We start from the raw sequence: 23,808 nt of genomic DNA, 5'->3' as shown, positions 1-23,808 counted from the left end.
GTCGTTGCGAAAGAGATGACGAATCAAGAAGTAGCGATACCAGTGATCCGGGCGGAGTTCTTATCGTTCCAGAGCATCCGGGTCGAGGTCGAAGGCAATCCGTCAATCCACTGGTCGCTTGAATGTGATGGACAATCACTTGCGATCCAGCAAGTCGAGACACACCGTGAGGGGCAACTGGTGGTTTATGAATTGACGGTTCTGGAATCGGTCGAGCTAGAATGTCGATATGAGGTATTTGGAGCAGGGAGGTCAATCCGCGTCGTTCCCGACCGGTTAGTCCGGACGGAAGCATTCGAGCGCAAGTACCGTTACGAAGGGAAGCTCGGTGTCTGGGAAGAAGAGGGTGCATTTCACTTTGCTGTTTGGTCACCGGTCGCAGAACGGATCATGTGTGTCGTGTACGATCAAGATGAACGGTTGCTCGGAAAGCATGAGATGGAGCGACAAGAGCAAGGTGCCTATCATCTTCAACTGGAACAAGATATCGCAGAGTGCTGGTATCGGTATGAAGTGACGACATACCTTGGCACACAGGAGGTCGTTGATCCGTACGCTAGTGCGATATCGGAGAATGGTCGATACGGCGTCATCGTTGACGTCGAACGGACGATTACCAAGTGGTTCCCGAAGCGCGTCGCGCGTCCTCTGTTCGTCAAACCGTCAGACGCTGTCATCTACGAAGCGAATATTCGTGATTTCACGATCGATCACTCAGCTGGTTCAAGTCATCCGGGTCAATACGCAGGGATGACGGAACGAGGGACACGCTCTCCTCGAGGTCATGCGACGGGACTTGATTATCTCCTGGATCTCGGGATCACCCATCTGCAATTGCTACCAGTCCACTTTTTTGAGACGACCGATGAACGGACGCGGTCTCCGTATAACTGGGGATACGACCCAATGCTTTGGTTCGGGTTAGCTGGGAGTTATGCGAGTTCGGTTGAACCACTCGTTCGCGTCAGAGAGTACGCGGAAATGGTGGAGCAGCTCCATGAAGCAGGTATTCGTGTCACATTCGATGTCGTCATGAATCACGTTTTCATTCGAGAACGTTCCTCTCTCGAACAGCTTGTTCCGGGTTATTATTTCCGCTACGAAGTAGACGGAACACTATCGAACGGAACGGGTGTCGGAAATGATACCGCATCCGAGCGATTCATGATGCGTCGCCTGATCGTTGACTGTTTGACGTACTTTGCTCGTGTCTACCGCATTGATGCCTTTCGATTTGATTTGATGGGGATTCATGACATTGAGACGATGAACGATGTTCGCGCAGCGCTCGATGCGATTGATCCAACGATTCTGGTGTATGGAGAAGGATGGGATCTTGCGACAGCGTTGCCGGAACGATTGAAGGCGATGAGTGCCTCCGCTGCGCAAATGCCGCGGATCGCCCATTTTAATGATGTGTTCCGTGACGCGTTAAAAGGATCGACGTTCAGTGAATTCGACCGAGGATTCGTTGCGGGAGATGGCTGGAAGGAAGGGGAAGTCCGAAACGGGATTGCCGGAAGTATCCACATCGACAATCAAACGTACGGACGTTTTCCGGAACCTACCTATTCCATCAATTATGTCGAAGCGCACGACAATCATACGTTATACGATAAATTAAAGTTATCTTGTCCAGAGGCAGATGAACAAGAGTTATTGCGGATGAGTCGCCTAGCTCAGACGATTGCCTTGTTTGCGCAAGGGATTCCGTTTCTTCACGCAGGTCAAGAGTTTTTGCGCACGAAACAAGGTGTTGAAAATAGCTATAACGCACCTGACGAGATCAATCGAATGGACTGGGAACGTCGGGATGATCATCTGTCCCTTGTAACATACATCAAGACGATTTTGCAGATTCGTAGAATGCATGGCGGATTCCGATTGCACCGAGCGAATCAGATTCGTGAGTTGCTTCATTTCATCGACTTACGTCCCGGTGTCATCGCTTATGAACTTGAGGCGGTCCACTCGTATGATGCATGGCAACGCACGCTCATCGTTTACAATACGACGCGCGAAATCGTTGAAGTCTCACTTGATCATTCGCGCTGGAATGTGCATGTACAAGGGGATGAGGCCTCGGTCGACCCGCTTCTGAAAGGTGTCGACAGGATTCAGGTCCTTCCGTTGTCAACGACGATTGCAACGTGTTAAGATAAGCATTGTGCCTTAGGCAAATCTACTAAAAAAGTTGAGCGGATTATAATGGAATTAGATATTTTAGATGCGCTTGGCGAAGGCTGGACCCTTACGCCAGCAGGTGGAATCACAGGAGAAGCGTACATCGCTTCAACCGGACAATCGAAGTTATTCTTAAAACGAAATTCATCGCCGTTTTTGGCGATTTTATCCGCAGACGGAATCGTTCCGAAGCTATTATGGACGAAACGGATTTATAGTGGGGACGTCATCAGCGCCCAACAGTTCATTGAAGGCGACGAGTTGGAGCCCGAAATGATGGAACGTCCTGAAGTAGCACGTTTGCTTGGGAAAATCCATGATTCGAAGGAATTACTGTTCATGCTACAACAGCTTGACCAGCGCCCGATCGAACCTGATGAGTTATTGCGACAATGTCGTTTGTACTTTCAACCGGATGATTTAGAGGATCCGGAGCTCGTGGAACATGCGATGGTTTACCTCGAACAAAATCTGGAGCAGGTCAGAACGGATGAGCAGGTCGTTTGTCATTCAGATTTGAACCATAATAACTGGTTGACGGGAGCAGACGGTCAACTCTATCTGAACGATTGGGATGATGCGATCATTGCTGACCGTGCGTACGATCTTGGAATGATGTTATATAGTTATGTCGACGAAGCGGCTTGGCCAGAATGGTTCGAACATTATGGACATCCTTTGACGAGTGATTTGAAGCGACGCATGCACTGGTATGTCGTAGCGCAAGCAGTATTGTCACTCTACTGGTATGAAGATACGCGTCATCCGGATGTCGACGACAGTTATCATTTTCTTGAACAGCTACTTGAATACTCAAACGACTAAAAAGCGTGTCATTCCGAAAGGGAACGACACGCTTTTTTGCTTAACCTTCTGCGATTTTAATCTCTTTTTCAATATCGTGACTTTCGAGATCTGCCGATCGATAAGCCGCTGTCGTCGGTAGACGTAAATCAAGTTGCGGCTTTTCTTCGAATGTGACGGTGACGTTCTTAACTGTGTAGTCAAAGACGTGACCACCACCTGCGCGAGCAGCATCGATGAAATGAAGGTGATATCCGGCGACGGCGATACCGTGACCAAATCGTGGTGTATAGTATCCGGCAAGCGTTCCTTCCGTGTGCTCGAACGTACGAGCGCTTTGAGAAGCGACAGCTTCCGTGATTGGAACGAACGGTTTTTCCTGGCGTGCGACGGTGCGTGTCTGAACCTCCGTGAATGTTCCGTCAATCCGGATAGCATAAAAGCTATTGATCGTTGGGAGTTGTTCGTTCAGCCAGTGCTCAAACGTCGCTTTTGACATCTCTTCCGTCACGGTCAGGGTTTGTTCCGGCTCGAAACGGGTTAATGTCGCGAAAGGTGTCGTCGTCTCAGGTTGGAGCGGTTGAGCACTACCATCTGAGCGGAGTTGATAGAATTGACCATCGAATCCAATCATTTCACCGTCTAAGTGGTCAAACGTTCCGATACCGAAATCACGTTGATCAAGGACGGAAGCGTACGTGACTTCACTCTCAAATACGCCGTCAAGTAGTGCCATCATCGTTGAAATCTGGACGAGTGTTTTATCGTGTGCCATGTGAATCCTCCTTAGTTCAATTGATCGAGATGAACTTGTTCTCCGAGCGCGATGTTGTCACGGTAATCGATCGGTACATCGACGATGACGGGACCGTCTGTCGCGAGTGCTTCATCCATGATTGCTGCGAGTTCCGAAGGATGATTGACGCGGAGTCCTTTTGCTCCAAAGCTTTCCGCATATTTGACGAGATCGACGTCACCAAATGACGTACCGGATTTCCGTTTGTATTTCATCTCTTGTTGGAACGCGACCATATCGAATCCGCTGTCGCGCCAGACGAAGTGGACGAGTGGTGAGTTCAAACGGACAGCTGTCTCAAGTTCCATTGCAGAGAAGAGGAATCCGCCGTCACCTGAAATCGAGACAGCTTTCTTTCCGGGACGAACGAGTGTAGCTGCGATTGCCCATGGAAGTGCGACGCCGAGCGTTTGCATCCCGTTACTAAAGAGGAGGTGGCGCGGTTCGTACGAACGGAAGTGACGTGCCATCCAAATATAGTGTGAGCCGACATCGACCGTGACGGTGACATCGTCCGCAATTTTTTCACGCAACGTCTTCATGAAATAAAGTGGATGCGTCAATGGAGAATCCGCGACAGGAGGAACATCGCGATCGACAAGACGTTGATGCAATCCTTCAAGGAACTGAACAGAGCTTTCAGGTAATGTGAGTGGTCGTAGGCGTTCAGCGATCGCATCGACGGTTTTCGCCATATCACCGACAAGCTCATGATCTGGACGATAGAAATGATCGATTTCAGCACGCATTTGATCGATGTGAACAAGCGTCCGGTCGTGCGTTGGTTGGTTCCAGAATTTCGGGTCATAACCGATTGGGTCATAACCGATCGAGAGGACGAGATCCGCTTCTGCAAGTAATGCATCTCCCGGCTGATTGCGGAACAATCCAACACGTCCGTAGAAATTCGATTCAAGCTCACGTGATAATGTGCCGGCTGCTTGGAATGTCTGAACGACAGGAATCGAGACGTTTTTGAGTAACGAACGAATCGCGTGTACGACGTCTGGTTGACTCGCGCGCATACCGAGTAACAAGACAGGGAGTTTTGCCTCTTGAATCAGACGGGCTGTTTCATCGACCCATGCTTCTGGTGCAACGCCGAGCTTTGGTGCTTCAACCGCACGGAACGCCGTGACGTTCGCTTCGCTTAACCCAACGTCTTGTGGGATACTGACGAAAGCAGCTCCAGCTGTCGTTTCAGCTGTTCGGAAAGCATTCGATAATACTTCTGGAATGTTATCGGCATCTTGCACTTCAGCACTAAAGTTCGTAATCGGTGTAAAGAGTGCCTGATTGTCCATGGACTGATGTGTTCGTTTTAAACGATCGGCCCGCGTGACAGCTCCGGCAATTGCGACAACAGGGTCACCTTCAGAGTTCGCCGTCACAAGACCAGTCGCTAAATTTGATGCCCCAGGACCAGATGTCACAAGGACAACACCCGGTTTGTCCGTCAAGCGTCCGATGGCTTGAGCCATGAAGGCAGCGTTTTGTTCGTGGCGTGCAACAATGAGTTCAGGTCCCCGGTCCTGTAACACATTGAAGACGGAATCGATTTTGGCGCCGGGAATACCGAAGATGTAATCAACACCCTGCTCGATGAGTGAATCGACGACGAGATCCGCACCTGTTTTCTTCTGTACTAGTTCTTTTGAATAACTGTTTTTATTTTTGTTCATTACAATTCTCCTTTTTACCAACGTTTTTGGTGTTCGATAGCTGTAATAAAGTATCTGTTTCAAAAAAAGTATACATCTGTTTCATGGTAAAACCAACCTAAAATCATTTAGAAAATAAAAAAAGTACCTTGTGTATGATTACACAAGGTACAGAGATTGCCCTTATTCGACGTCGACTTTTCCGAAAGTCGCCCAGACGAACAAAGCAGTGATTCCCAAGACGAGAACGATGGGAGATGCCCAACTAATCAAGAAATCATCCACAGTATAGCCCTCCTTTTCGGTTCTTACGTACCTTAAGTGTATTAGAATGCTCACTATTTCTCAAGTGACGAACTGCTGAACATTCTTCGACAGGAAACGAAGAAGTTCTTATATAATTACCCGAATCATGATAAACTTATCTGCGGATAATTTAAGTTTGGAAAGGATGAACGATAGTGCGTTTACGACATAAACCATGGGCGCAGGATTATATGAAGGAACAATCCTCGATCTATATAGCAGAACCAGCATCTCTTAAAGGAGCATGGGCTAGCGAGTTCAAGAATGATAACCCGATCTACATCGAAGTGGGATCAGGGAAAGGAGCTTTCATTACCGGAATGGCGCACCAACACCCGGATATCAACTTCATCGCGATCGAACTATTCGAAAGCGTTGCCGTGACGATTGTTCAAAAATTGGTCGAAACACCACAATCGAACGTTCGCGTCTTGACGGTCGATGCAAAAGACCTACGTGATTACTTTGAAAAAGGTGAAGTGTCCCGCGTGTACTTGAACTTCTCTGATCCATGGCCAAAGACACGTCATGCGAAACGCCGCTTGACGTATAAAACATTCCTCTCGACATATGAAGATATTTTACCGGCGAAAGGTCAAATCCACTTCAAGACAGATAATCGGAAGTTGTTCGAATCGAGTTTGATGACGATGTCAGCATACGGTATGCGCTTCGACTGGATGTCGCTTGATTTACATGCGAATGAACCGGAAGATAACGTCCGGACAGAGTACGAAGAGCGTTTTTCATCAATGGGTCAACCGATTTATCGGATGGAAGCAACGTACCAAAATTAATTTAGACAAAAAGTTTTCTTATTTTCCTGGTATTTCTTTCACACTTTTTTCTTATTAATTGGTACAATGTTGTTGACTGAAGAACTTGTACTTATAGGTAAAGGGGGAATTTGGGGATGTGGCAGAAAAGCTTAGCCTTCGTAACGGCGCTCTTTCTCGCATTAAGTATCGGTCAATCGGTACTTGCTGCGGTTGATACCTCAGAAATGACGAAAGCATTAAATGAGGAATTACCAACGACGCATTACGATTATAAAAAAGGTTCGGTCGAAATCGAGGATCCGAAGACGTTCACGAATGAAAAAGGAGAAGAAGTCATCGGCGGAATCGCTGTCATCGAGACAGTCCGTGACGGCATCTTCATCACGATCAAACGTGAAATCCACTTCTTCAATGCCGATAGCGGTAAATTGTTGACGAGTGCCGATGCTGCAAAAGTTGATGGCGTAAAAGAATACATCGACGGTAACTCGGATAATCTTCAACAAAAAGTCGTCTACTGGTTACCGATGCTCTTGATGTTGTTGATCATCGCTGTACCAGCGGTCATCTTATACATCGTTGTTCCACGTCTATACTCGACGACGGAATACATGAACCCGATCTACGAACGCAACGACAACCCGCGTTAATTAAGAAAAAAAGCCTCTATCCAATCGGATAGAGGCTTTTTTCATGCAAGCAACACGAAGATGAAAGCAAGTATGGCAGGCAAGCCTTGTTTGAGTAAAATGGAGCGATTGGCAGTCACGGCGCCATAAAGCGCAGCGATAATGACACATGCTAAAAAGAACAATTGAACAGCCACATCCTGACGAATCAGACCAAATACTAGTCCGGCTGCTAAAAATCCATTATATAAGCCTTGATTCGCAAAAAGTGTCCGAATTTGTTGTGATGCAACAGCTTCGTCCGTTAAACCGAACGTTCGACGAGCCGCTTTGGAAGAAAGAAAGAACATTTCAAGTGCTAAAATATAAAAGTGTTCCAAAGCAACGAGGATAACGAACAGCGTAGCAAGAATCGACATGAATCATACCTCCTTCAGATGAACGTGGAAAAAAGACCGTACTTCGTCGATCGAAGCACGGTCTTTTGATTAAGCGTATTCGAGTAAAGCGCCAGTTTCGGCATCAACTGTGAATTGATACGTTTTTTCGTCATCACCTTCAAGGACCGAGATGCCACCTTTGTAGCTTTGGTAGTCACGTGACTCATATGCGTAAGCCTCTGGTGTTGCAGAGATCCATGCACCTTGGACACGTCCTTTTGCTGAAAATGTGCGTTTCGTGATTTCGAGCGCTTCCTCGGCAGAAAGTTGTTTGTTATCAACGGCTTTCTTCACTGCGAAAGCGGCGACGACAGCTGCTGCCAATCCGATAATCCAATAGCGTTTTTTCATTAAAATTCCCCTCCTTACAGGTTCTATTCCTACTGTACCAAATAATTCGTTCAGAGAGAAACAAAAGGTTAAGTGATAGAAGCAATTTTTTGTATAATGAGAAGCAGGAGGCGATACATATGAATGAAAAAACGAGAGAGTTATTTCGAACACTGACGGAATTGAACGGGGCACCGGGGTTTGAGCACGACGTTCGTCAGTTCGTTCGCGAGCGCATCACACCTGTCACGGATGAGATCGTTACGGATGGGCTTGGTTCGATTTTTGGAAAACGAACAGGCGATGCGACAGGGCCGAAAGTCATGGTTGCCGGGCACATGGACGAAGTGGCATTCATGGTGACGCAAATCACGAAGAACGGAATGTTGCGGATTCAACCGCTCGGTGGCTGGTGGAGCCAAGTGTTGCTTGCGCAACGCTTCTCGATCTGTACGGACAACGGTGTCATCCCTGGTGTCATCGCATCGATTCCACCACACTTATTGACAGAAGAAGTGCGCAATAAGCCAATGGCGATCAAAGACATGTTCATCGATATCGGTGCAGACTCAAAAGAAGAGGCAGAATCGTTTGGAGTACGTCCAGGTATTCCTGCCGTACCATTCTTCCCGTTCACACCGATGGCGAATCCGAAGAAGATCATGGCGAAAGCATGGGATAACCGCTATGGTGTCGGAATGGCGATTGAATTGTTGGAAGAGACGACAGCGGCGGATCATCCGAACATTTTGTTCTCGGGTGCAACGGTTCAAGAAGAAGTTGGATTGCGCGGTGCACAAACAGCGACGGCACTCATCGATCCCGACGTCGCGTTCGTCGTCGACGCTTCTCCTGCCAATGATGCATCAGGAGACAAAACGGAATTCGGTCAACTCGGACAAGGACCATTGCTTCGAATTAAAGACAGTGTCATGATCCTCTCAAAAGAGATGACGGATTACGTCCTCGATACGGCAGAATCGAACAAGATTCCGTACCAGTATTATGTCGGTGCAGGTGGAACCGATGGTGGTGTCATCCATCGTTCGAATAATGGGATTCCAACGACAGTCGTTGGTTTACCAGCACGCTACATCCATACGCATGCATCGATCATGCATACAGATGATTATGATGCGGCGAAGGAATTGCTTCGGAAACTCGTCACGAACCTCGATACGACGACACTCGCGACGCTACAAGTCAAGTGAATGACATGACAGACAGTGGATGTGAATCCGCTGTCTGTTTTTGTTTAATAAGAACGACGTAAGCATGAACTGTCTTGTCAGTTGGAAAAACAATGTAGTCGGATAGAAAGGAGATTTGATATAATGATACGCGATGTTAAGAAAAGGACGTGACAAGATGTTCAAACAAAAAGGGATCTCACTTAGCCCTAAAGTATATTTCATCACCGTATTAAGTTATATGGCACTTGGTTTGTTTAGTTCGTTGATCATGGGTCTCATCATCCGAACGATTGGTGAGGGACTGGTCGATCGTGGTGTAGAGGCGAAGTTCCTCATTCAGTTAGGAGAGCAGGCAATCGCACTGACTGGGCCAGCAATCGGTGTGGCTGTAGCGTTTGCACTTGAGGCACCACCGCTGATCTTGTTCGCAGCAGTTGCCGTTGGTGCGGTCGGATATGAAGCAGGAGGACCAGCAGGTAGTTACATTGCAACGCTTCTTGCGACAGAGGTCGGAAAACTCGTTTCAAAGACGACGCGACTCGATATTTTATTGACGCCATTCGTTACGTTACTAGCCGGATTCGTTGCCGGACGTTACGCAGGAAAGTGGATTGGAAAAGGCATGACGGATCTCGGTGAGTTGATTCGTTGGGGAACGGAACGCGAACCGTTATTCATGGGAATTTTCGTTGCTACCGTCATGGGTCTTGCATTGACAGCGCCGATTTCGAGTGCTGCGCTTGGAATCATGCTTGGTTTGGATGGACTTGCTGCAGGGGCGGCGACGATCGGTTGTGCGGCACAGATGATTGGGTTTGGCGTCATCAGTTACCGTGATAACGGAATCGGTGGTGTGGTTGCTCAAGGGATTGGAACATCGATGCTACAAGTAGGGAATATCATTCGAAATCCTTGGATTCTTCTACCACCAACTGCAGCCGGTGCTATACTAGCGCCGTTTGCGACTGTTCTGTTAATGCTTGAGAGCAATCCGGAAGGTTCTGGTATGGGTACGAGCGGATTCGTTGGTCCATTGATGTTATTAAAAACGATGGGGTTCGAAATGGAGTATTACCTAGCAGTCGCTGTCCTCTGTTTCCTTGCGCCCGGCATCATCAGTTATTTCATTTATCGCATATTACGACGTCTCGGTCGGATTCAAGATGGCGATTTAAAAATCGAATATTAAATACAAAAAGCTGATTCTAAAGGATACGCCTGTTTGACCGGATGGTGGACGAACAAGCATATGACTTTTTGAATCAGCTTTTTTCATAAAGAGAATCCGAATGAACTTGAATAAAAACTCGTAAAGAAAACGTAGAGGTAAATGAGGTAAAGTGGAGTCAAATACCGCATGCGTACGACAGGCAATTTTCGAGCGAGTCGTTTTCCGAGTGCTTCGAGTAAAATGATGATCGCAAAACCGACGACCAAATACAAAAAGATTTCGGGTAAGCTTCGTTCGGAATCAATGAAGGAATAGCCGTAACGTAAACAACTCGTCATGCCAACGAAGCCGACGAAGCGTTCGAACGGATGTTTGATTGGTTGATCTGCCATAGTGAAGTCCTTTCCAGGTGTTTTCTAGTTGCAGTATAGCAAACCAAGCACGAAAACGCACAGCCACAATTGAATATGCTATGATGAGGGCAATGACTTCTAGGGAAATCAAAGGAGGAAATCATCATGAAAACATTACAATCCAAACAAGAATTCGATACAGCAAAACAAGGAAATGCCGTCTTTTTATTCTCAGCAAACTGGTGCCCGGATTGCCGCTTCTTAGATCCGTTCATGCCGGAAATCGAGCAAACATTTAACGGCTTCGAGTTTTACTACGTCGATCGCGACGATCATATTGAAATTGCCCAGGAAATGGACATCTTCGGAATTCCGAGTTTTGTTGCATTCCGCGATGGTGAAGAGACAGGGCGTTATGTCGGGAAAGAGCGGAAGACACCAGAACAGGTGACAGCATTTTTAGAGACGGTTTAAGAAAAAAGCGAGCGCTGACTCGCTTTTTTTCATGATAGAAAGGATGAATTCGAATGGAACTACAACAAATCCGAAGAATGATGACACAAACATTTGAAGAAGAAGGGTACACGACATATTTCGATCGTGAAAAGTCTGTATTACGAATTGAGCGAAAGCACGATAAATCAGGCGTTGATGTCGGATTGAATCCGCTTGTCGCAAAAGCAAAACGAAGAGGTGTCATCGCAGTCGAAGAGACGATCGAATATATCCGTGCTGTACTCGGACAAACGGATCAAATCTCACTCGTTGGACAAGAACAAAAAATCTTTCCTGTCATTCGCGCTAAATCGTTTGCCGATACGACAAAAGAAGGGAAGACGCTCGTCAGTACACCACATACGGGTGAGACGAAAATCATGTACGCACTTGATTTAGGGGCGACGTATCGTTTGATTGATGAGGAGTTACTGGTGGCGTCTGCTGAATGGACAGCTGAACAGTTATCAGAAGCAGCGCGTTTTAATGTGAAATCGCTTGAAGCGCCATTTAAACAAGACGAAGTCGCAGGGAATATCTTTTATTTCTTGAGTCTCGGCGACGGATATGAGGCGAGTCGTGTTTTGAACAAGACTTTATTAGCCGATTATGCGGCGCAAATCGAAGGAGAATTCGCAGTCGGAATTCCGCATCAGGATGTCCTGATTTTCGCTGATATTCGGAATGACGCCGGATATGATGTCTTACAGCAGTTGATGTTTGACTTCTTCTCGAACGGTCGTGTACCGGTCACGGCACTGCCATTCTTATATGAAGATGGCAATCTGGAGCCGGTCTTCGTCCTTGCGAAAAACAAGCAGCCGAAAGAGTGAAGAATCTGATACAATAGGCATTGTGAGAAAGACGGAAGGGAGTCATGGATTGAATGAATGTGTTTTATAATAAAGAGGGCGTCGGCGACGTCTTAATGATCATTTTGGAAGACGCACCACGTGCGGAAGTGACAGCGACTCGTGAAGGAGACGTAGCAACTATCAAGCATGGTGATCGTGTCGTCGGTTACAACCTGTTTGATGCTTCGACTACGTTTACGATCGAGACACAAGGACCGGTTGAATTGACGGAAGAATTGGCAACACGCATCCAAAAGGAACTGGCGAGTCGAGATATCGAATTGTCACTCGAACAAGTGGATTATTCTCCGAAATTCGTTGTTGGGTTCGTTGCTTCTTGCGAGAAGCATCCGGATGCTGATAAATTATCGGTCTGTCAGGTAGAAGTAGATAACGGAACTTTACAAATCGTTTGTGGAGCACCGAATGTAGCGGCGGGTCAAAAAGTAGTCGTTGCTAAACCGGGAGCGGTCATGCCGTCTGGGTTAATCATCCGTCCTTCAGCGTTACGCGGCGTACCATCAAGCGGTATGCTCTGTTCAGCGCGTGAGCTCGGACTTGTCGATGCACCACAAGAAAAAGGGATTCTTGTACTCGATGATACAAAAGCAGTAGGGGAAGCATTCTCAATCGGTCGATGATTCGACCGATTTTTTAACAAGATGGAGGGGTGAACGTATGAGTAATCGTTATGAACAGTCACTAAAAGAGCAGGCTGCCCGGATTCGTCGAGAGCTTGCAGGGGAACGTGAGACAAAGCCGGTGGAACGTCCGAAAAAAGAGGAGCGTGAAGATCGCTTCGTTTTAACGGATGTGCCTTCACCGATTTATGGATTCCAACGTCCGAAGCAATCTGCATCGGAAACCGTAAAAGCTGCGGAAGAAACGGAAATGAGTGAGCAGGTTTCGGAAACAGTCGAAGAGGGAAATACTGATGAGGTTGCTTTGACGGATAAAGAACTGATCGCGCCAGAAGTCGTATTAGAAGAAGCGGAAGCAGATGCTGGTCTTGTACCGGTGACGGATGTCGAATTACTCGTACCGGAACCTCACACAAGTGAAGAGCTCGTGAGAGAAGAAGTGCCGACCGTAACCGAAGTAAAAGAAACGGACGGAACTGAAACATCTTCCGACAGTGAGACGATGGAACAATCAGTTGATCCGACAGAAGTCGTATCAGACGAAGCGAATGCTGGTCTTGTACCGGTGACGGACGTCGAATTACTTGTACCGGAACCTCACACAAGTGAAGAGCTCGTAAGAGGAGAAGTGCCGACCGTAACCGAAGTAGAAGAAACGGACGGAACTGAAACATCTTCCAACAGTGAGACGGTGGAACAATTAGTTGTTCCGACAGAGACATCAAGTGAAGAGTCTGCTGATGAAAAAGAAGCTGAGCAACAAGCGGAGAGCTTCGCACCGACTTTTGATCCATCTGCTGTTGAAGTAGATCAAGATCCATCTGTTACTGAGGTGGATAAGCCTGTTCAGTCGGAAGTGAAAAAACCGGTCGGACCGCCTGTTAACGTCGTCATGACGACGAAAGACTTGATGGCGATGTATCGCGCACGTCGAGAACAAAATAATTTACATGGTAAAAAATAAATCGGTTTGCTATAATGGTACAGGTTTTGTACCCGAGCCCGATGGTACGGACCGGAACGTGAATTGGAGGGCTTTTATATGACAAAGTATCATTTTGTTGGAATCAAAGGAACAGGGATGAGTGCGCTCGCCCAAGTACTACATGAGATGAATCATGAGGTGCAAGGTTCAGACATCGAAAAGCACATTTTTACTGAAGACGCGTTACGGGCTAAGGGAATTCCATTTTTCCCGTTCAATGCGGATAACATCAAAGAAGATTATGTCATCATCCAAGGGAATGCTTTTGGAGATGATCATCCAGAAATCGCACGGGCAAATGAACTTGGTTTAACCATCCATCATTATTACGATTTCTTAGGACACCTAGCAAATGAATATCGTTCGGTCGCCATTACAGGCTCACACGGAAAAACGTCGACGACAGGTTTGCTTTCACACGTCTTGAGCGGTATCACGCCGACAGCTTTCTTGATCGGAGACGGGACAGGGGCAGGAGTAGAGGATGCGAAAGCATTCGTCTTCGAGGCATGTGAATACAAACGTCACTTCTTATATTACAAGCCGGACTACGCTATCATGACGAATATCGACTTCGATCATTCGGATTATTTCACAGGAATCGATGACGTCGTTTCGGCATTCCAAGAAATGGCGATGCAGGTTAAGCAAGCGATCGTTGCTTGTGGAGATGATGAGCATCTTCAAAACATTCAAGCGAATGTACCTGTTCTCTATTATGGATTTGGAGAAAACAATGATTTCCGCGCGGAAAACGCGACGTCAACGCCAGATGGTACATCATTTGATGTTTATTTACGTGATGATTTCTACGGCACATTCCTCATTCCAGGATTCGGTCGTCATCATGTCTTGAATGCACTCTCTGTCATTGCGATCTGTCAGTACGAAGGATTGAGCAAAGACGACGTTGCTGAACGTTTAGCCACATTTGGTGGTGTAAAACGTCGCTTCAGTGAGTCGGAATTCGGCACACAAATCCTAGTAGATGACTACGCGCACCATCCGAAGGAAATCAGCGCGACGATTGAGTCGGCACGGAAGAAATATCCGGACCGCGAAGTCATTGCGATTTTCCAACCGCATACGTACACACGCTTGAAATCATTCATGGATGATTTCGCGACTTCTTTACGTGAAGCAGATGCGACATATCTATGCGAAATCTTTGGATCGGCACGTGAGCAGGAAGGGCAAGTTCGCGTCGAAGATCTGCAGGAGAAAATCCCGCAAGCTTCTATTCTGACGCGCGATAACGTGTCTGTTCTACGTCAGCATGAAAATGCTGTGCTTCTGTTCATGGGAGCGGGCGATATCCAAACGTATCAGCATCAGTATCAAAGTGTGAAATAAGCGAGAATCAAAAGTGTCACTCGACTCGAGTGGCACTTTTTTTGTCGTATTTTTGAATTATGATAGTAATTTCAAAAAACCGATGAGGAAAATCTAAAATAGGATTGCATCTTGAAAAAAAGTTTGAAATAGTGTGTATGTGTTGAAGTTATTAACAGAAAGGAAAGACACCATGGGACAGATTTTACTCATCTTATTGCTCCAGTTGATTTACGTTCCTGTTTTGACATTACGGACGATCATGCTCGTCAAAGGGCGAACTGTCATTGCCGGATTATTTGGCACAGTCGAAACATTGATTTACATTTTTGCACTAGGAATCGTATTCCAAGACTTAACGACACTCGGTATGGTCGTTTACGCGCTTGGATTTGGTCTAGGAATACTCGTCGGTGGATATGTCGAGCGAAAACTCGCCATCGGTTACAATATGATTCAAGTGCATACGCAAGAATTTCCAGCGGAACTGATTCAAGTCATTCGCGATAATGGTTTTGGTGTGACACATTATCAAGGTCAAGGACGAGACGGTGTCCGTTATCGGTTAGATGTGCTCGCGGCTCGAACACGTATGAAAGTGCTTCGTAATCTCGTCGAAGAATACGAACCGAAAGCATTCCTCGTCGCATTCGATTCTGTCGACTTCAAAGGTGGGTATATGTTGAAAGGATTAAAGCGTCCTCGATAGAGCACTTTTCCTGAGAATGATGTTTATTCTTTGTTATTTAAGGATAAAGATGAAATAGAACGTCATTTGAAATCAGGAAAGGGGAATATCAGATGATTAGTAATCATGCAAAATCAGCTTTGAATCAACAGGTAGCAAACTATGGGGTGCTGTTCGTCAAACTCCACAATTATCATTGGTACATTAAAGGACCAGACTTCTTAACGCTTCACGAGAAGCTTGAAGAACTTTATACATGGGTGTCTGAACAATATGATGTCGTTGCAGAACGTCTCCTGATGAATAACGGAACACCTTCTGCGACACTAAAAGAGTATTTAGAGCAAACAACGCTTGAAGAAGCGAAATCGGGATTATCGGCAGATGAGATGATTGATTCCGTCATCAAAGACTTCCAACAAGTCCGAAAAGAGATGCTCGATGCGATTGAACATCTTGAGGCACAAGACGTGACGGTTGAAGATGATCTACTTGGTCAAGCGAAGGAAATCGAAAAACAAATTTGGATGCTTCGTGCGACATTGAAAAAATAAGATAAAGAAACGGATGACCCCGTCCTAATGAAGGACGAGCCATCCGCTTTTTCTTATTTCAGGTTTTCAGGATTGAGGACTTCGAGTTCTGGAAGAACGAAACGACCGTCTTTACGGATCAATACGTCGTCGAACCAGATTTCTCCACCACCGTAATCAGGACGTTGGATGTTGACGAGATCCCAGTGAACGGATGAGTCATTACCGTTGTAGGCTTCTTCGTAAGCTTGACCTGGTGTGAAGTGGAAGCTGCCATCGATTTTTTCATCGAATAGAATATCCTTCATTGGATGCTGAATGAAGGGATTGACGCCGATCGCGAATTCGCCGACAAAACGAGAACCAGCATCTGTATCGAAGACTTGGTTGATCCGATCCGTATCGTTCGCCGTCGCTTCGACGATTTTACCATCTTTGAACGTCAGTTTGACGTTTTCAAACGTGAACCCTTGATACGGAGATGGTGTGTTATATGAGATGACACCGTTGACCGAATCCTTGACGGGTGCCGTAAAGACTTCACCGTCTGGAATGTTAGCATTTCCGGCGCATTTGATGGCTGGGATGTCTTTGATTGAAAACGTTAGATCCGTTCCTGGTCCGACGAGACGAACACGATCCGTCCGGTTCATCAAGTCGACGAGTGGTTCCATCGCTTGTCCCATTTTTTCATAATCAAGCGTGCAGACATCGAAGTAGAAGTCTTCGAATGCTTCTGTCGATTGATTCGCAAGTTGCGCCATCGATGCAGTTGGGAAACGAAGTACGACCCATTTCGTTCCTTTGACACGATCTTGTGTGTGCATCTTACCGATCGTTTGACCGTAAAGTTTCATCTGTTCAGCCGGCACATCTGACAATTCATTGATGTTATCACCAGCACGTAGTCCGATGTATGCGTCCATCGCTTGCATTTGCTTGCGTTCGATGTCTGCCATCAATTGGAGTTGCTCTTCTGAAGCATTTCGGTATAATTTTCGTAGGATACGATTATCCTTAAGTAAGACGAACGGATGTCCGCCAGCCGCGTAGGCAGCTTCAACGAGTGCCTCGACCAGTTCGCGTTCGATGCCGAAGTTTTCAATCAATACTTTTTCACCAGGTTCAAGGGCAACCGAATAGTTAATGAGATTCGTTGCCAGTTGAGTAAGACGTGGGTCACGCATGAAATTTCCCCCTCGAAATGGATTATGTAGGTTTCATTTATCATTGTAACGGAAATAAACCATTTGGAGTAGCAGGAACGACTTGCTACATGTCGAACTAACAACAAAAGACTATGCAAAAAAATTGGAGGCAAGAACCATGGAAATCACATTAGGCGGAATCGCCGGATTAGTCGCTGCGATTGCATTCGTAGTGCTCGTCATTTTCCTTGCCCGTGTATTAGGTGCTGCGAGTAAGACGCTCAACAATGTAGCCAACACGACAGCAGGACTTGAACGTCAATTAGACGGTATCATGATGGAGACGACAGCGTTGTTACATAAGACGAATCGTCTGGTCGATACGATTGAAGAAAAAACAGAATTGCTTGCACCTGTCGCAAACTCGATCGAAGAACTCGGTACGTCTTTAAACAAAGTGACAGATTCTGTCCGGACAGTATCCGATACGGTTGCTGGTGCAGCGGATACGAATAAAGAACAGATTGCGCAAGCAGTCCGTTGGGGCTCAGTCGCTGTAGAGTTATTTAAGAAAAATAAACCGGCAGAGACTACGGTTCAAAATCATTCGACGGCAACGACGACGGTTGAGAAAAAGCCACGTCGTCGATTCCGGAAAAAGGCAGAGGCGCCGGTCACACCGGAAGTCGTGTCAGTACCGGACGTTGAAAGCATTCCAGATGAGTTGAAGGGAGATCGTAAATCATGACGAAACAACACCCATATCAAGCACAAGATTCTTCTAAAGGAGGAGGCTTCCTTGCCGGAGTCATCGTTGGTGGATTGATTGGTGCTGCGGCAGCTCTCCTTTCTAGCCCAAAATCAGGTCGTGAAGTACGCAATCTGATTGACGAGCGTACGGCGCCTGCGCGTCAACGTTTGACGGAACAGACACAAGTTGTCCGTGAAAAAGCGGAGCCACTCGTAGGTGAGTGGATTCAACTAGCGAAAGATAAGGCAGCGCCTGTCATTGAAAAAGCGAAGAATAATTCAACGGTTCAAGAAGCGGCACAATATGCGGGCTTTGAGAAGGATCAAGCAAGCATTGATGCTGCTCTCGCAGAAGCGGAGCAACTCGTACGTGACATCGAACGTGAAATCGGCGACGAAGTGGATGGGGCGTCTGTTGCAGAAGAGATCGACACGGAGACGGTCGTTGAACTTTCGGAGTTACGCGAACAGTTAGCAGACGAACAAGAGGAAGACAATGATCCGCAGTCTGATGTGAATCATAAGAAATAATCAATATATGAGGAGCTCTCATCACGAGGGCTCTTTTTCTATGTTTCCTTATAGAGAAAACACAAAAAAATTATATGAAAAAACGTAATTTATTTTCATATTTTAAGAAATCATGCAGCTTCTTTATGTACAACAGGGAAAGAGTTCGCTATAATTAGTTGCTATTACGAGCTATATGCTGATTAGGGAGTGGTAGGACATGGATCAACATGCAGAATTAAAAAGATTACGTGATGAACTCGATTTAGTGAATGCAGAATTATTGGAATTGATGAACAGACGAGGTCAAATTGCCGTTGAAATCGGAAAAGTCAAACGAGCACAAGGGCTTGATCGATACGACCCTGTTCGAGAACGTCAAATGCTCGAATCAATTGCCGCTAATAACCATGGACCTTTTGAAACAGGACGCCTTCAGCATGTATTTAAAGAAATTTTCAAAGCTTCTCTCGAATTACAAGGAGAAGATCGGACTCGGAAATTACTCGTATCACGGAAACAAAAACCGACGAATACGATCATCCGGATCGGAGATGCCGTCATCGGAGACGGTTCGCAACAATTAATCGCTGGACCGTGTGCGGTCGAGAGCGAAGAACAAGTATTTGAGGTCGCGGAACAGCTCGCGAAACATGGCGTGAAGTTCATGCGAGGCGGAGCGTACAAACCACGTACATCGCCTTACGACTTCCAAGGTCTAGGACTCGAAGGTCTAAAGATGTTGAAAAAAGCAGCGGACGCGCACGGTTTGCATGTCATCACTGAAATCATGACACCGAGCGCCGTTGAATCTGCTTTACCATATGTCGACATCATCCAGGTCGGCGCACGCAATATGCAAAACTTCGATTTACTCAAGGAAGTCGGTCGTACGAATAAACCGGTTCTTTTAAAACGAGGTCTTTCTGCAACACTCGAGGAATTCATGTACGCGGCTGAGTACATCATGGCGAGTGGTAACGATCAAGTCATCTTATGTGAGCGTGGTATTCGGACGTATGAACGTGCAACGCGGAACACGCTTGATATCTCAGCAGTTCCGATTCTGAAGCAAGAGACGCATCTCCCTGTCATGGTCGATGTCACGCACTCGACAGGACGTAAGGATTTACTCTTGCCAACAGCAAAAGCGGCATACGCGATTGGAGCAGACGCTGTCATGGTCGAAGTCCATCCGTTCCCAGCACTTGCGTTGTCTGATGCGAACCAACAACTCGATTTCCAAGAATTCGATACGTTCATCGAAAACTTGACGACTACCTTTCCGGCACTAAACGTTCAATGATTTCCGAAAAAGGGTAACCTAAAGCGAATGAAAACGTTTTACAATGAAGGAAGAATGGGAAAAGAAAACTATCTTTTCCTGTCTTCCTTTCGTGTTGCCTAAAAATGAAAACGAAATGAAAACACTTGAGATGGATCATACTAAAGGAGGAATTTGTTTTGAATAGTAATATTACGATTTACGATGTCGCGCGAGAGGCTGCTGTTTCGATGGCGACTGTATCGCGTGTCGTCAACGGAAACCCGAATGTCAAACCATCTACACGAAAGAAGGTCCAAGACGCAATCGAACAGCTTGGTTATCGTCCGAACGCTGTTGCCCGTGGACTGGCAAGTAAAAAAACAACGACGGTCGGTGTCATCGTGCCCGATATCTCGAACATCTTCTTTGCGGATTTAGCACGCGGGATTGAGGACGTCGCGACAATGTATAAATATAACATCATTTTATGTAACTCCGACCAAAATCGGGAAAAAGAGATTCATTTGCTCAATACATTACTCGGAAAACAGGTGGATGGAATCATCTTCATGGGCGGACGTTTGCATGAGGATCTCGTTCGTGAGTTCAAAACATCACCAGTTCCGATCGTTCTTGCTGCGACGTTGAATCAAGATTATGATCTTCCTGCCGTCAACATCGATTATGAGAGTGCTGCGCACGATGCTGTTAAGTCTTTGATCGATCGTGGACATGAACGGATTGGATTCATCACTGGACCACTCGAACAGCAAATCAATGGTGAAAAGAAATTTGCGGGTTATCGCCGAGCACTCGAAGAAGCAAATCTTCCGTTTAACGAGCAAAATGTCGTGCTTGGAAACTATACGTATGATTCAGGAATGAAGGCGATGAATCAATTGCTTGAACTTGGAGAAGATTGCCCACGCGCGATTTTTGCTGGAACGGATGAGATGGCTCTTGGTGTCATCCATGCCTTACAGGATGCTGGACACCGTGTACCGGAAGACTTCGAAGTCATCGGACACGATAACACACGTCTTGCGACGATGATTCGTCCGAAACTGACGACTGTCGTTCAACCGATGTATGATATCGGAGCAGTCTCGATGCGTCTATTGACGAAAATCTTGAACAAAGAAGAAATTGAAACGAACGATGTCACGTTACCACACCGAATCGAACAACGGGATTCGACACGTCCTTAATCGAAAAAACGTCTCTTCTCTCAAGCAAGCTGCTTGAAAAAAGAGACGTTTTTTTATTTCGCGACGGTAATAAGTTCATCTTGGTGATGGTGGAGTTTGTCATTTTCGACATGGAGTCGAACCGTCGTCTGACCAGGTGCAGTCAATGTCACTTTCCCGCTGTAGGCATCACCCTTTTTTTCTAGAGGAACGTAGTTATGCTTTTCAATGCCCGTTTCAATGACTTCCACTTGTACGTTCGCTTTTAGCGGTTTCCCATCGAGGAAAACATGAAAGGAGACGGGAAGTTCAGCACCAGCTTTCGCTTTTGTTGCGCCCATGTAATGGACAGACAGGCCATCGACGGCTTCGTGATCATGTCCATGCTCGTGCGATGCTTCCTCTTTTTCATGTGAATGATCCATGACGACGAATGAGATCTTATCCATATGATGGAGTCCTTTTTTATCATTGATATGATACAGTCCTTCATACTCACCTTCAGCAAGCTTAGCTTCTGCTTGATAAGAACCCGTCTTTTTCAAGGTTGCCTTGAACTTTTGATGGGCACCGTCTTGTTTTCCGGCTTCCCAAACTTCAAATGTCACGTCCTCAAGATTGACTGGTTTCTTTTGTTCGACAGCTGACGCTTTAAAAACAACTTTATCTTCTTCCATTGTCTTGGCCGGAACATTGACGTTGACCTCGACCGTCGGTTTTCCTGACCCTTGCATGTTATCGTGATCCATTGCCTGTTTTTCATTGCCGCACCCTGCGAGTACGATCCCCGTCGATAGAATAAGACCGGAATAAAGCCATGCCTTTTTCATGATGATTCCCCCAACTATTATTCATTTACTAAGTAAAAATTCCATATTTAGTATAGCAACAAGTTGTGAACTCCGAACGAAATAAATGTGAAGATATAAAGTCGATTAATCAACGGAGTAAGGGGAAGTCGCAGTCAATTGTTTTTTACGCTCATCGCTCACGAACGGCCAAATTAGTCGTTTGACGGTCTCCCAATTTTTTTCTTCGATTTCAGGTCGTCGCGGAATGGCGGGGTAGAGTGGTGTTGGATCATGCCAGTGTGTTGGTGGGGGTGTTTCTTGTCCACTCCAACGTTCTTGCCATGAAGTAGGAATCTCTCCACGAAACGGAGCTTGTCCGGTCATGGCAGCAAAAACTTGACTCCACGCGCGGGGGACGACACGATACCAGTCATAGCCACCGCCTCCTAAAGCAACGATTTTTCCATTCGTATATTTATTTGCTGCAGCGACGGCGATTTGAGGGATCTGCTCATAACTTTTCATCGTTAAGGATAAATGAGTCAATGGATCAAGCGCGTGTGCATCGGCACCATTTTGCGTAATGATGAGATCCGGTTGGAACAATTCACAGGCTTCAAAGAGTGTCGTCTCATAAGCGAGTAAAAACGAATCATCTTCCGTAAAGGCGTCCAGTGGCACGTTCCAGCTAAATCCATATCCTTCTTCAGACCCTCGTTCCGTCACCATTCCCGTTCCTGGAAACAAGTAGCGACCCGTCTCATGGAGAGACAATGTCATGACGTCCTTTCGATTATAAAAGGCCCATTGTACACCATCACCGTGATGAGCGTCCGTATCGACATAAAGAATTTTACAGTGATATTTTTCAATCATGGCTGCCATGGCGACAGCGGTATCGTTATAGACACAAAAACCAGAGGCACGCCCACGGAATCCGTGATGCAATCCGCCACCGATATGAAAGGTCCGTTTATATTGACCAGATAAGACGAGGTCACATGCTTCAATCGTGCCGCCGACAAGGAGAGAAGCGCCCGAATGCATCCCCTGGAACAAAGGGGTGTCTTCTGTCCCGAGACCATACATCTGTGCCTTGAGAGGCGTTAATGCTCCGGTCCCGGCTGCTTTGACGGCAGCAATATAATCCTGATCATGAACGAGTGACAATTCTTCATCAGTCGCATGACGTGGCGCGATACAAGGAATGTCATCTAATTGATGCATCGCTTCAAGCAAAGAAACCGTTAATTCGAGGCGAATCGGATTGAATGGATGTGTCTCCGAAAACCGATAAGTCGCCTCTTCAGGACTGTACAGATAGGCAAAATCCTTCATCTGCTCACATCCGGTCCAAGTACATCGAATCCTTCTTTGCGCAACTTTTCGATGATCCGAATCGGATTCATCGTCTGGACACGAAACGCAACGATCCGGACATACGGATCGTCTGTTGGATATACGAGTACATTTAAGATATTGATATTCGTTTTGGCAAGCAGTGCGGCAATCTTTGCTAATGTTCCAGCAGTGTTCTCAACACGGATTTCGATTTGAGAACTTGGTTCGAGTGCACCCGTCAATTGAACGAATGTCCGCAACAAATCCGTTTCCGTGACGACACCGACAAGGCGTCGACCGCGGACGATTGGCAGACACGTCAATCGATATTCATAAAACAGCACAGCCGCATCTTCGAGAAAATCGAGCGGGTGAGCCGTGACAGGACTTTCAATCATGATGCTTGAGACCGGATACTGTAGGTCTTGTTTTGCCGTATCCGGATGAAAGATACTACTTGCGCTTTGAATTTCCTTTAGTCCGACAAGACCGACGAGTTCATGGCGGGCATTGACGACAAGAACATGACGAATCTGATGACGTTGCATGAGTTCGACCGCATGCGCGATGGAATTCGTCGGTTGCATCGTGATGCACGTCGTATTCATGATTTGTTCGATTAACATGACGATTCCTCCTC

At 46.4% G+C, this 23,808-nt stretch carries 27 protein-coding genes; 17 read left to right on the top strand and 10 right to left on the bottom strand.

Features of this window, described 5'->3' with window-relative positions; translation table 11 throughout:
* Positions 1 to 15: 15 nt before the first annotated feature.
* On the top strand, positions 16 to 2,157 hold the full coding sequence (gene pulA, locus KNQ09_RS08985; RefSeq protein WP_214858169.1) for a type I pullulanase: 2,142 nt from the start codon (positions 16 to 18) through the stop codon (positions 2,155 to 2,157).
* 51 nt (positions 2,158 to 2,208) lie between these two features.
* Positions 2,209 to 3,009: a phosphotransferase family protein gene (locus KNQ09_RS08980; protein ID WP_087681261.1), complete on the top strand. Its 801-nt coding sequence runs from the start codon at positions 2,209 to 2,211 to the stop codon at positions 3,007 to 3,009.
* A gap of 40 nt (positions 3,010 to 3,049) precedes the next feature.
* On the opposite strand, the gene budA is transcribed toward KNQ09_RS08980, so the two are convergent.
* The 3 genes from budA to cydS all read right to left on the bottom strand — a co-directional run bounded on the left by budA (position 3,050) and on the right by cydS (position 5,730).
* Positions 3,050 to 3,763 (bottom strand): acetolactate decarboxylase, encoded by a 714-nt coding sequence (budA, locus tag KNQ09_RS08975; RefSeq protein ID WP_214858161.1) that lies wholly within the window; start codon positions 3,761 to 3,763, stop codon positions 3,050 to 3,052.
* Positions 3,764 to 3,774: 11 nt separating this feature from the next.
* A complete protein-coding gene (gene alsS, locus KNQ09_RS08970) occupies positions 3,775 to 5,466 on the bottom strand; it encodes an acetolactate synthase AlsS (RefSeq protein ID WP_214858159.1) in 1,692 nt (563 codons plus the stop codon).
* 162 nt (positions 5,467 to 5,628) lie between these two features.
* The gene (gene cydS / locus KNQ09_RS17650; RefSeq protein ID WP_023469087.1) at positions 5,629 to 5,730 is read right to left on the bottom strand and encodes a cytochrome bd oxidase small subunit CydS family protein; all 102 of its coding nucleotides are present in this window, start codon (positions 5,728 to 5,730) and stop codon (positions 5,629 to 5,631) included.
* Positions 5,731 to 5,906: 176 nt separating this feature from the next.
* Here cydS and trmB point away from each other — a divergent pair, with 176 nt between their 5' ends.
* Both trmB and KNQ09_RS08960 read left to right on the top strand, forming a co-directional pair.
* Positions 5,907 to 6,548 (top strand): tRNA (guanosine(46)-N7)-methyltransferase TrmB, encoded by a 642-nt coding sequence (gene trmB / locus KNQ09_RS08965; protein ID WP_023469086.1) that lies wholly within the window; start codon positions 5,907 to 5,909, stop codon positions 6,546 to 6,548.
* A 116-nt stretch (positions 6,549 to 6,664) separates the two neighbouring features.
* Positions 6,665 to 7,180, top strand: coding sequence for a hypothetical protein (locus KNQ09_RS08960; protein WP_058703918.1), 516 nt, complete (start codon positions 6,665 to 6,667; stop codon positions 7,178 to 7,180).
* Between the two features lie 41 nt (positions 7,181 to 7,221).
* Here the strand turns inward: KNQ09_RS08960 and KNQ09_RS08955 are convergent, their stop codons facing one another.
* Both KNQ09_RS08955 and KNQ09_RS08950 read right to left on the bottom strand, forming a co-directional pair.
* Positions 7,222 to 7,578, bottom strand: coding sequence for a DUF1304 domain-containing protein (locus tag KNQ09_RS08955; protein WP_058264707.1), 357 nt, complete (start codon positions 7,576 to 7,578; stop codon positions 7,222 to 7,224).
* A 69-nt stretch (positions 7,579 to 7,647) separates the two neighbouring features.
* A complete protein-coding gene (locus KNQ09_RS08950) occupies positions 7,648 to 7,950 on the bottom strand; it encodes a PepSY domain-containing protein (protein ID WP_012371126.1) in 303 nt (100 codons plus the stop codon).
* 119 nt (positions 7,951 to 8,069) lie between these two features.
* Between KNQ09_RS08950 and KNQ09_RS08945 the strand changes: the two genes are divergently transcribed.
* Together KNQ09_RS08945 and KNQ09_RS08940 are read left to right on the top strand one after the other, a co-directional pair.
* Positions 8,070 to 9,140 carry a M42 family metallopeptidase gene (locus KNQ09_RS08945; protein ID WP_035396484.1) on the top strand — a complete coding sequence of 357 codons (1,071 nt, stop codon included), beginning with the start codon at positions 8,070 to 8,072 and terminating at the stop codon, positions 9,138 to 9,140.
* 157 nt (positions 9,141 to 9,297) lie between these two features.
* Positions 9,298 to 10,311: a PTS sugar transporter subunit IIC gene (locus tag KNQ09_RS08940; RefSeq protein ID WP_064299491.1), complete on the top strand. Its 1,014-nt coding sequence runs from the start codon at positions 9,298 to 9,300 to the stop codon at positions 10,309 to 10,311.
* Between the two features lie 83 nt (positions 10,312 to 10,394).
* Here KNQ09_RS08940 and KNQ09_RS08935 read toward each other — a convergent pair whose 3' ends face one another.
* The gene (locus KNQ09_RS08935; protein WP_023469080.1) at positions 10,395 to 10,685 is read right to left on the bottom strand and encodes a hypothetical protein; all 291 of its coding nucleotides are present in this window, start codon (positions 10,683 to 10,685) and stop codon (positions 10,395 to 10,397) included.
* 126 nt (positions 10,686 to 10,811) lie between these two features.
* Between KNQ09_RS08935 and KNQ09_RS08930 the strand changes: the two genes are divergently transcribed.
* The 7 genes from KNQ09_RS08930 (at position 10,812) to KNQ09_RS08900 (ending at position 16,195) form a co-directional block, all read left to right on the top strand.
* Entirely contained in the window at positions 10,812 to 11,120 is a 309-nt protein-coding gene (locus KNQ09_RS08930; RefSeq protein WP_023469079.1) for a thioredoxin family protein, read from the top strand.
* Between the two features lie 53 nt (positions 11,121 to 11,173).
* Positions 11,174 to 11,974 (top strand): DUF1444 domain-containing protein, encoded by an 801-nt coding sequence (locus KNQ09_RS08925; RefSeq protein WP_214858158.1) that lies wholly within the window; start codon positions 11,174 to 11,176, stop codon positions 11,972 to 11,974.
* A 53-nt stretch (positions 11,975 to 12,027) separates the two neighbouring features.
* Positions 12,028 to 12,636: a YtpR family tRNA-binding protein gene (gene ytpR, locus KNQ09_RS08920; RefSeq protein WP_058264712.1), complete on the top strand. Its 609-nt coding sequence runs from the start codon at positions 12,028 to 12,030 to the stop codon at positions 12,634 to 12,636.
* A 37-nt stretch (positions 12,637 to 12,673) separates the two neighbouring features.
* Positions 12,674 to 13,600: a hypothetical protein gene (locus KNQ09_RS08915; protein WP_214858157.1), complete on the top strand. Its 927-nt coding sequence runs from the start codon at positions 12,674 to 12,676 to the stop codon at positions 13,598 to 13,600.
* Between the two features lie 78 nt (positions 13,601 to 13,678).
* A complete protein-coding gene (murC, locus tag KNQ09_RS08910) occupies positions 13,679 to 14,974 on the top strand; it encodes a UDP-N-acetylmuramate--L-alanine ligase (RefSeq protein ID WP_023469075.1) in 1,296 nt (431 codons plus the stop codon).
* Between the two features lie 172 nt (positions 14,975 to 15,146).
* Positions 15,147 to 15,662, top strand: a complete 516-nt coding sequence (locus KNQ09_RS08905; protein WP_023469074.1) for a DUF2179 domain-containing protein — start codon at positions 15,147 to 15,149, stop codon at positions 15,660 to 15,662.
* 92 nt (positions 15,663 to 15,754) lie between these two features.
* Positions 15,755 to 16,195, top strand: a complete 441-nt coding sequence (locus KNQ09_RS08900; protein WP_023469073.1) for a Dps family protein — start codon at positions 15,755 to 15,757, stop codon at positions 16,193 to 16,195.
* Between the two features lie 53 nt (positions 16,196 to 16,248).
* Here the strand turns inward: KNQ09_RS08900 and KNQ09_RS08895 are convergent, their stop codons facing one another.
* Positions 16,249 to 17,361: an aminopeptidase gene (locus KNQ09_RS08895; protein ID WP_029342360.1), complete on the bottom strand. Its 1,113-nt coding sequence runs from the start codon at positions 17,359 to 17,361 to the stop codon at positions 16,249 to 16,251.
* A gap of 139 nt (positions 17,362 to 17,500) precedes the next feature.
* On the opposite strand from KNQ09_RS08895, the gene KNQ09_RS08890 reads away from it, so the two are divergent.
* The 4 genes from KNQ09_RS08890 to ccpA all read left to right on the top strand — a co-directional run bounded on the left by KNQ09_RS08890 (position 17,501) and on the right by ccpA (position 21,057).
* A complete protein-coding gene (locus tag KNQ09_RS08890) occupies positions 17,501 to 18,070 on the top strand; it encodes a DUF948 domain-containing protein (RefSeq protein WP_029342359.1) in 570 nt (189 codons plus the stop codon).
* Positions 18,067 to 18,603, top strand: coding sequence for a YtxH domain-containing protein (locus KNQ09_RS08885; protein ID WP_064299494.1), 537 nt, complete (start codon positions 18,067 to 18,069; stop codon positions 18,601 to 18,603). Before KNQ09_RS08890 ends, KNQ09_RS08885 begins: the two co-directional genes overlap by 4 nt.
* Before the next feature lie 199 nt (positions 18,604 to 18,802).
* The gene (locus KNQ09_RS08880; RefSeq protein ID WP_023469069.1) at positions 18,803 to 19,888 is read left to right on the top strand and encodes a bifunctional 3-deoxy-7-phosphoheptulonate synthase/chorismate mutase; all 1,086 of its coding nucleotides are present in this window, start codon (positions 18,803 to 18,805) and stop codon (positions 19,886 to 19,888) included.
* 158 nt (positions 19,889 to 20,046) lie between these two features.
* A complete protein-coding gene (gene ccpA / locus KNQ09_RS08875; protein ID WP_023469068.1) occupies positions 20,047 to 21,057 on the top strand; it encodes a catabolite control protein A in 1,011 nt (336 codons plus the stop codon).
* Between the two features lie 53 nt (positions 21,058 to 21,110).
* Here the strand turns inward: ccpA and KNQ09_RS08870 are convergent, their stop codons facing one another.
* The 3 genes from KNQ09_RS08870 to KNQ09_RS08860 form a co-directional block, all read right to left on the bottom strand.
* On the bottom strand, positions 21,111 to 21,866 hold the full coding sequence (locus tag KNQ09_RS08870; RefSeq protein WP_156501819.1) for a maltotransferase domain-containing protein: 756 nt from the start codon (positions 21,864 to 21,866) through the stop codon (positions 21,111 to 21,113).
* A 105-nt stretch (positions 21,867 to 21,971) separates the two neighbouring features.
* Positions 21,972 to 23,165, bottom strand: a complete 1,194-nt coding sequence (locus KNQ09_RS08865) for an acetoin utilization protein AcuC (RefSeq protein ID WP_214858156.1) — start codon at positions 23,163 to 23,165, stop codon at positions 21,972 to 21,974.
* The gene (locus KNQ09_RS08860) at positions 23,162 to 23,794 is read right to left on the bottom strand and encodes an acetoin utilization AcuB family protein (RefSeq protein WP_023469065.1); all 633 of its coding nucleotides are present in this window, start codon (positions 23,792 to 23,794) and stop codon (positions 23,162 to 23,164) included. The genes KNQ09_RS08865 and KNQ09_RS08860 overlap by 4 nt, the downstream gene beginning before the upstream one ends.
* Positions 23,795 to 23,808: the final 14 nt, after the last annotated feature.

It is taken from the genome of Exiguobacterium sp. s191 (genome assembly GCF_018618955.1).
Taxonomy (GTDB): Bacteria; Bacillota; Bacilli; order Exiguobacteriales; family Exiguobacteriaceae; genus Exiguobacterium_A; species Exiguobacterium_A abrahamii.
The sequence above is the reverse complement of the archived record's forward strand: the minus strand, read 5'-3'. Positions and strand labels throughout refer to the sequence as shown.

Coding starts and splice junctions, on each gene's coding strand:
- KNQ09_RS08880 (WP_023469069.1), top strand. CDS start 18,803: ATGGATCAACATGCAGAATTAAAAAGATTACGTGATGAACTCGATTTA.
- KNQ09_RS08960 (WP_058703918.1), top strand. CDS start 6,665: ATGTGGCAGAAAAGCTTAGCCTTCGTAACGGCGCTCTTTCTCGCATTA.
- KNQ09_RS08900 (WP_023469073.1), top strand. CDS start 15,755: ATGATTAGTAATCATGCAAAATCAGCTTTGAATCAACAGGTAGCAAAC.
- KNQ09_RS08915 (WP_214858157.1), top strand. CDS start 12,674: ATGAGTAATCGTTATGAACAGTCACTAAAAGAGCAGGCTGCCCGGATT.
- KNQ09_RS08925 (WP_214858158.1), top strand. CDS start 11,174: ATGGAACTACAACAAATCCGAAGAATGATGACACAAACATTTGAAGAA.
- alsS (WP_214858159.1), bottom strand. CDS start 5,466: ATGAACAAAAATAAAAACAGTTATTCAAAAGAACTAGTACAGAAGAAA.
- KNQ09_RS08940 (WP_064299491.1), top strand. CDS start 9,298: ATGTTCAAACAAAAAGGGATCTCACTTAGCCCTAAAGTATATTTCATC.
- KNQ09_RS08905 (WP_023469074.1), top strand. CDS start 15,147: ATGGGACAGATTTTACTCATCTTATTGCTCCAGTTGATTTACGTTCCT.
- KNQ09_RS08980 (WP_087681261.1), top strand. CDS start 2,209: ATGGAATTAGATATTTTAGATGCGCTTGGCGAAGGCTGGACCCTTACG.
- murC (WP_023469075.1), top strand. CDS start 13,679: ATGACAAAGTATCATTTTGTTGGAATCAAAGGAACAGGGATGAGTGCG.
- KNQ09_RS08935 (WP_023469080.1), bottom strand. CDS start 10,685: ATGGCAGATCAACCAATCAAACATCCGTTCGAACGCTTCGTCGGCTTC.
- KNQ09_RS08945 (WP_035396484.1), top strand. CDS start 8,070: ATGAATGAAAAAACGAGAGAGTTATTTCGAACACTGACGGAATTGAAC.
- KNQ09_RS08865 (WP_214858156.1), bottom strand. CDS start 23,165: ATGAAGGATTTTGCCTATCTGTACAGTCCTGAAGAGGCGACTTATCGG.
- budA (WP_214858161.1), bottom strand. CDS start 3,763: ATGGCACACGATAAAACACTCGTCCAGATTTCAACGATGATGGCACTA.
- pulA (WP_214858169.1), top strand. CDS start 16: ATGACGAATCAAGAAGTAGCGATACCAGTGATCCGGGCGGAGTTCTTA.
- KNQ09_RS08895 (WP_029342360.1), bottom strand. CDS start 17,361: ATGCGTGACCCACGTCTTACTCAACTGGCAACGAATCTCATTAACTAT.
- KNQ09_RS08950 (WP_012371126.1), bottom strand. CDS start 7,950: ATGAAAAAACGCTATTGGATTATCGGATTGGCAGCAGCTGTCGTCGCC.
- ytpR (WP_058264712.1), top strand. CDS start 12,028: ATGAATGTGTTTTATAATAAAGAGGGCGTCGGCGACGTCTTAATGATC.
- KNQ09_RS08860 (WP_023469065.1), bottom strand. CDS start 23,794: ATGTTAATCGAACAAATCATGAATACGACGTGCATCACGATGCAACCG.
- KNQ09_RS08885 (WP_064299494.1), top strand. CDS start 18,067: ATGACGAAACAACACCCATATCAAGCACAAGATTCTTCTAAAGGAGGA.
- KNQ09_RS08890 (WP_029342359.1), top strand. CDS start 17,501: ATGGAAATCACATTAGGCGGAATCGCCGGATTAGTCGCTGCGATTGCA.
- KNQ09_RS08870 (WP_156501819.1), bottom strand. CDS start 21,866: ATGAAAAAGGCATGGCTTTATTCCGGTCTTATTCTATCGACGGGGATC.
- KNQ09_RS08955 (WP_058264707.1), bottom strand. CDS start 7,578: ATGTCGATTCTTGCTACGCTGTTCGTTATCCTCGTTGCTTTGGAACAC.
- KNQ09_RS08930 (WP_023469079.1), top strand. CDS start 10,812: ATGAAAACATTACAATCCAAACAAGAATTCGATACAGCAAAACAAGGA.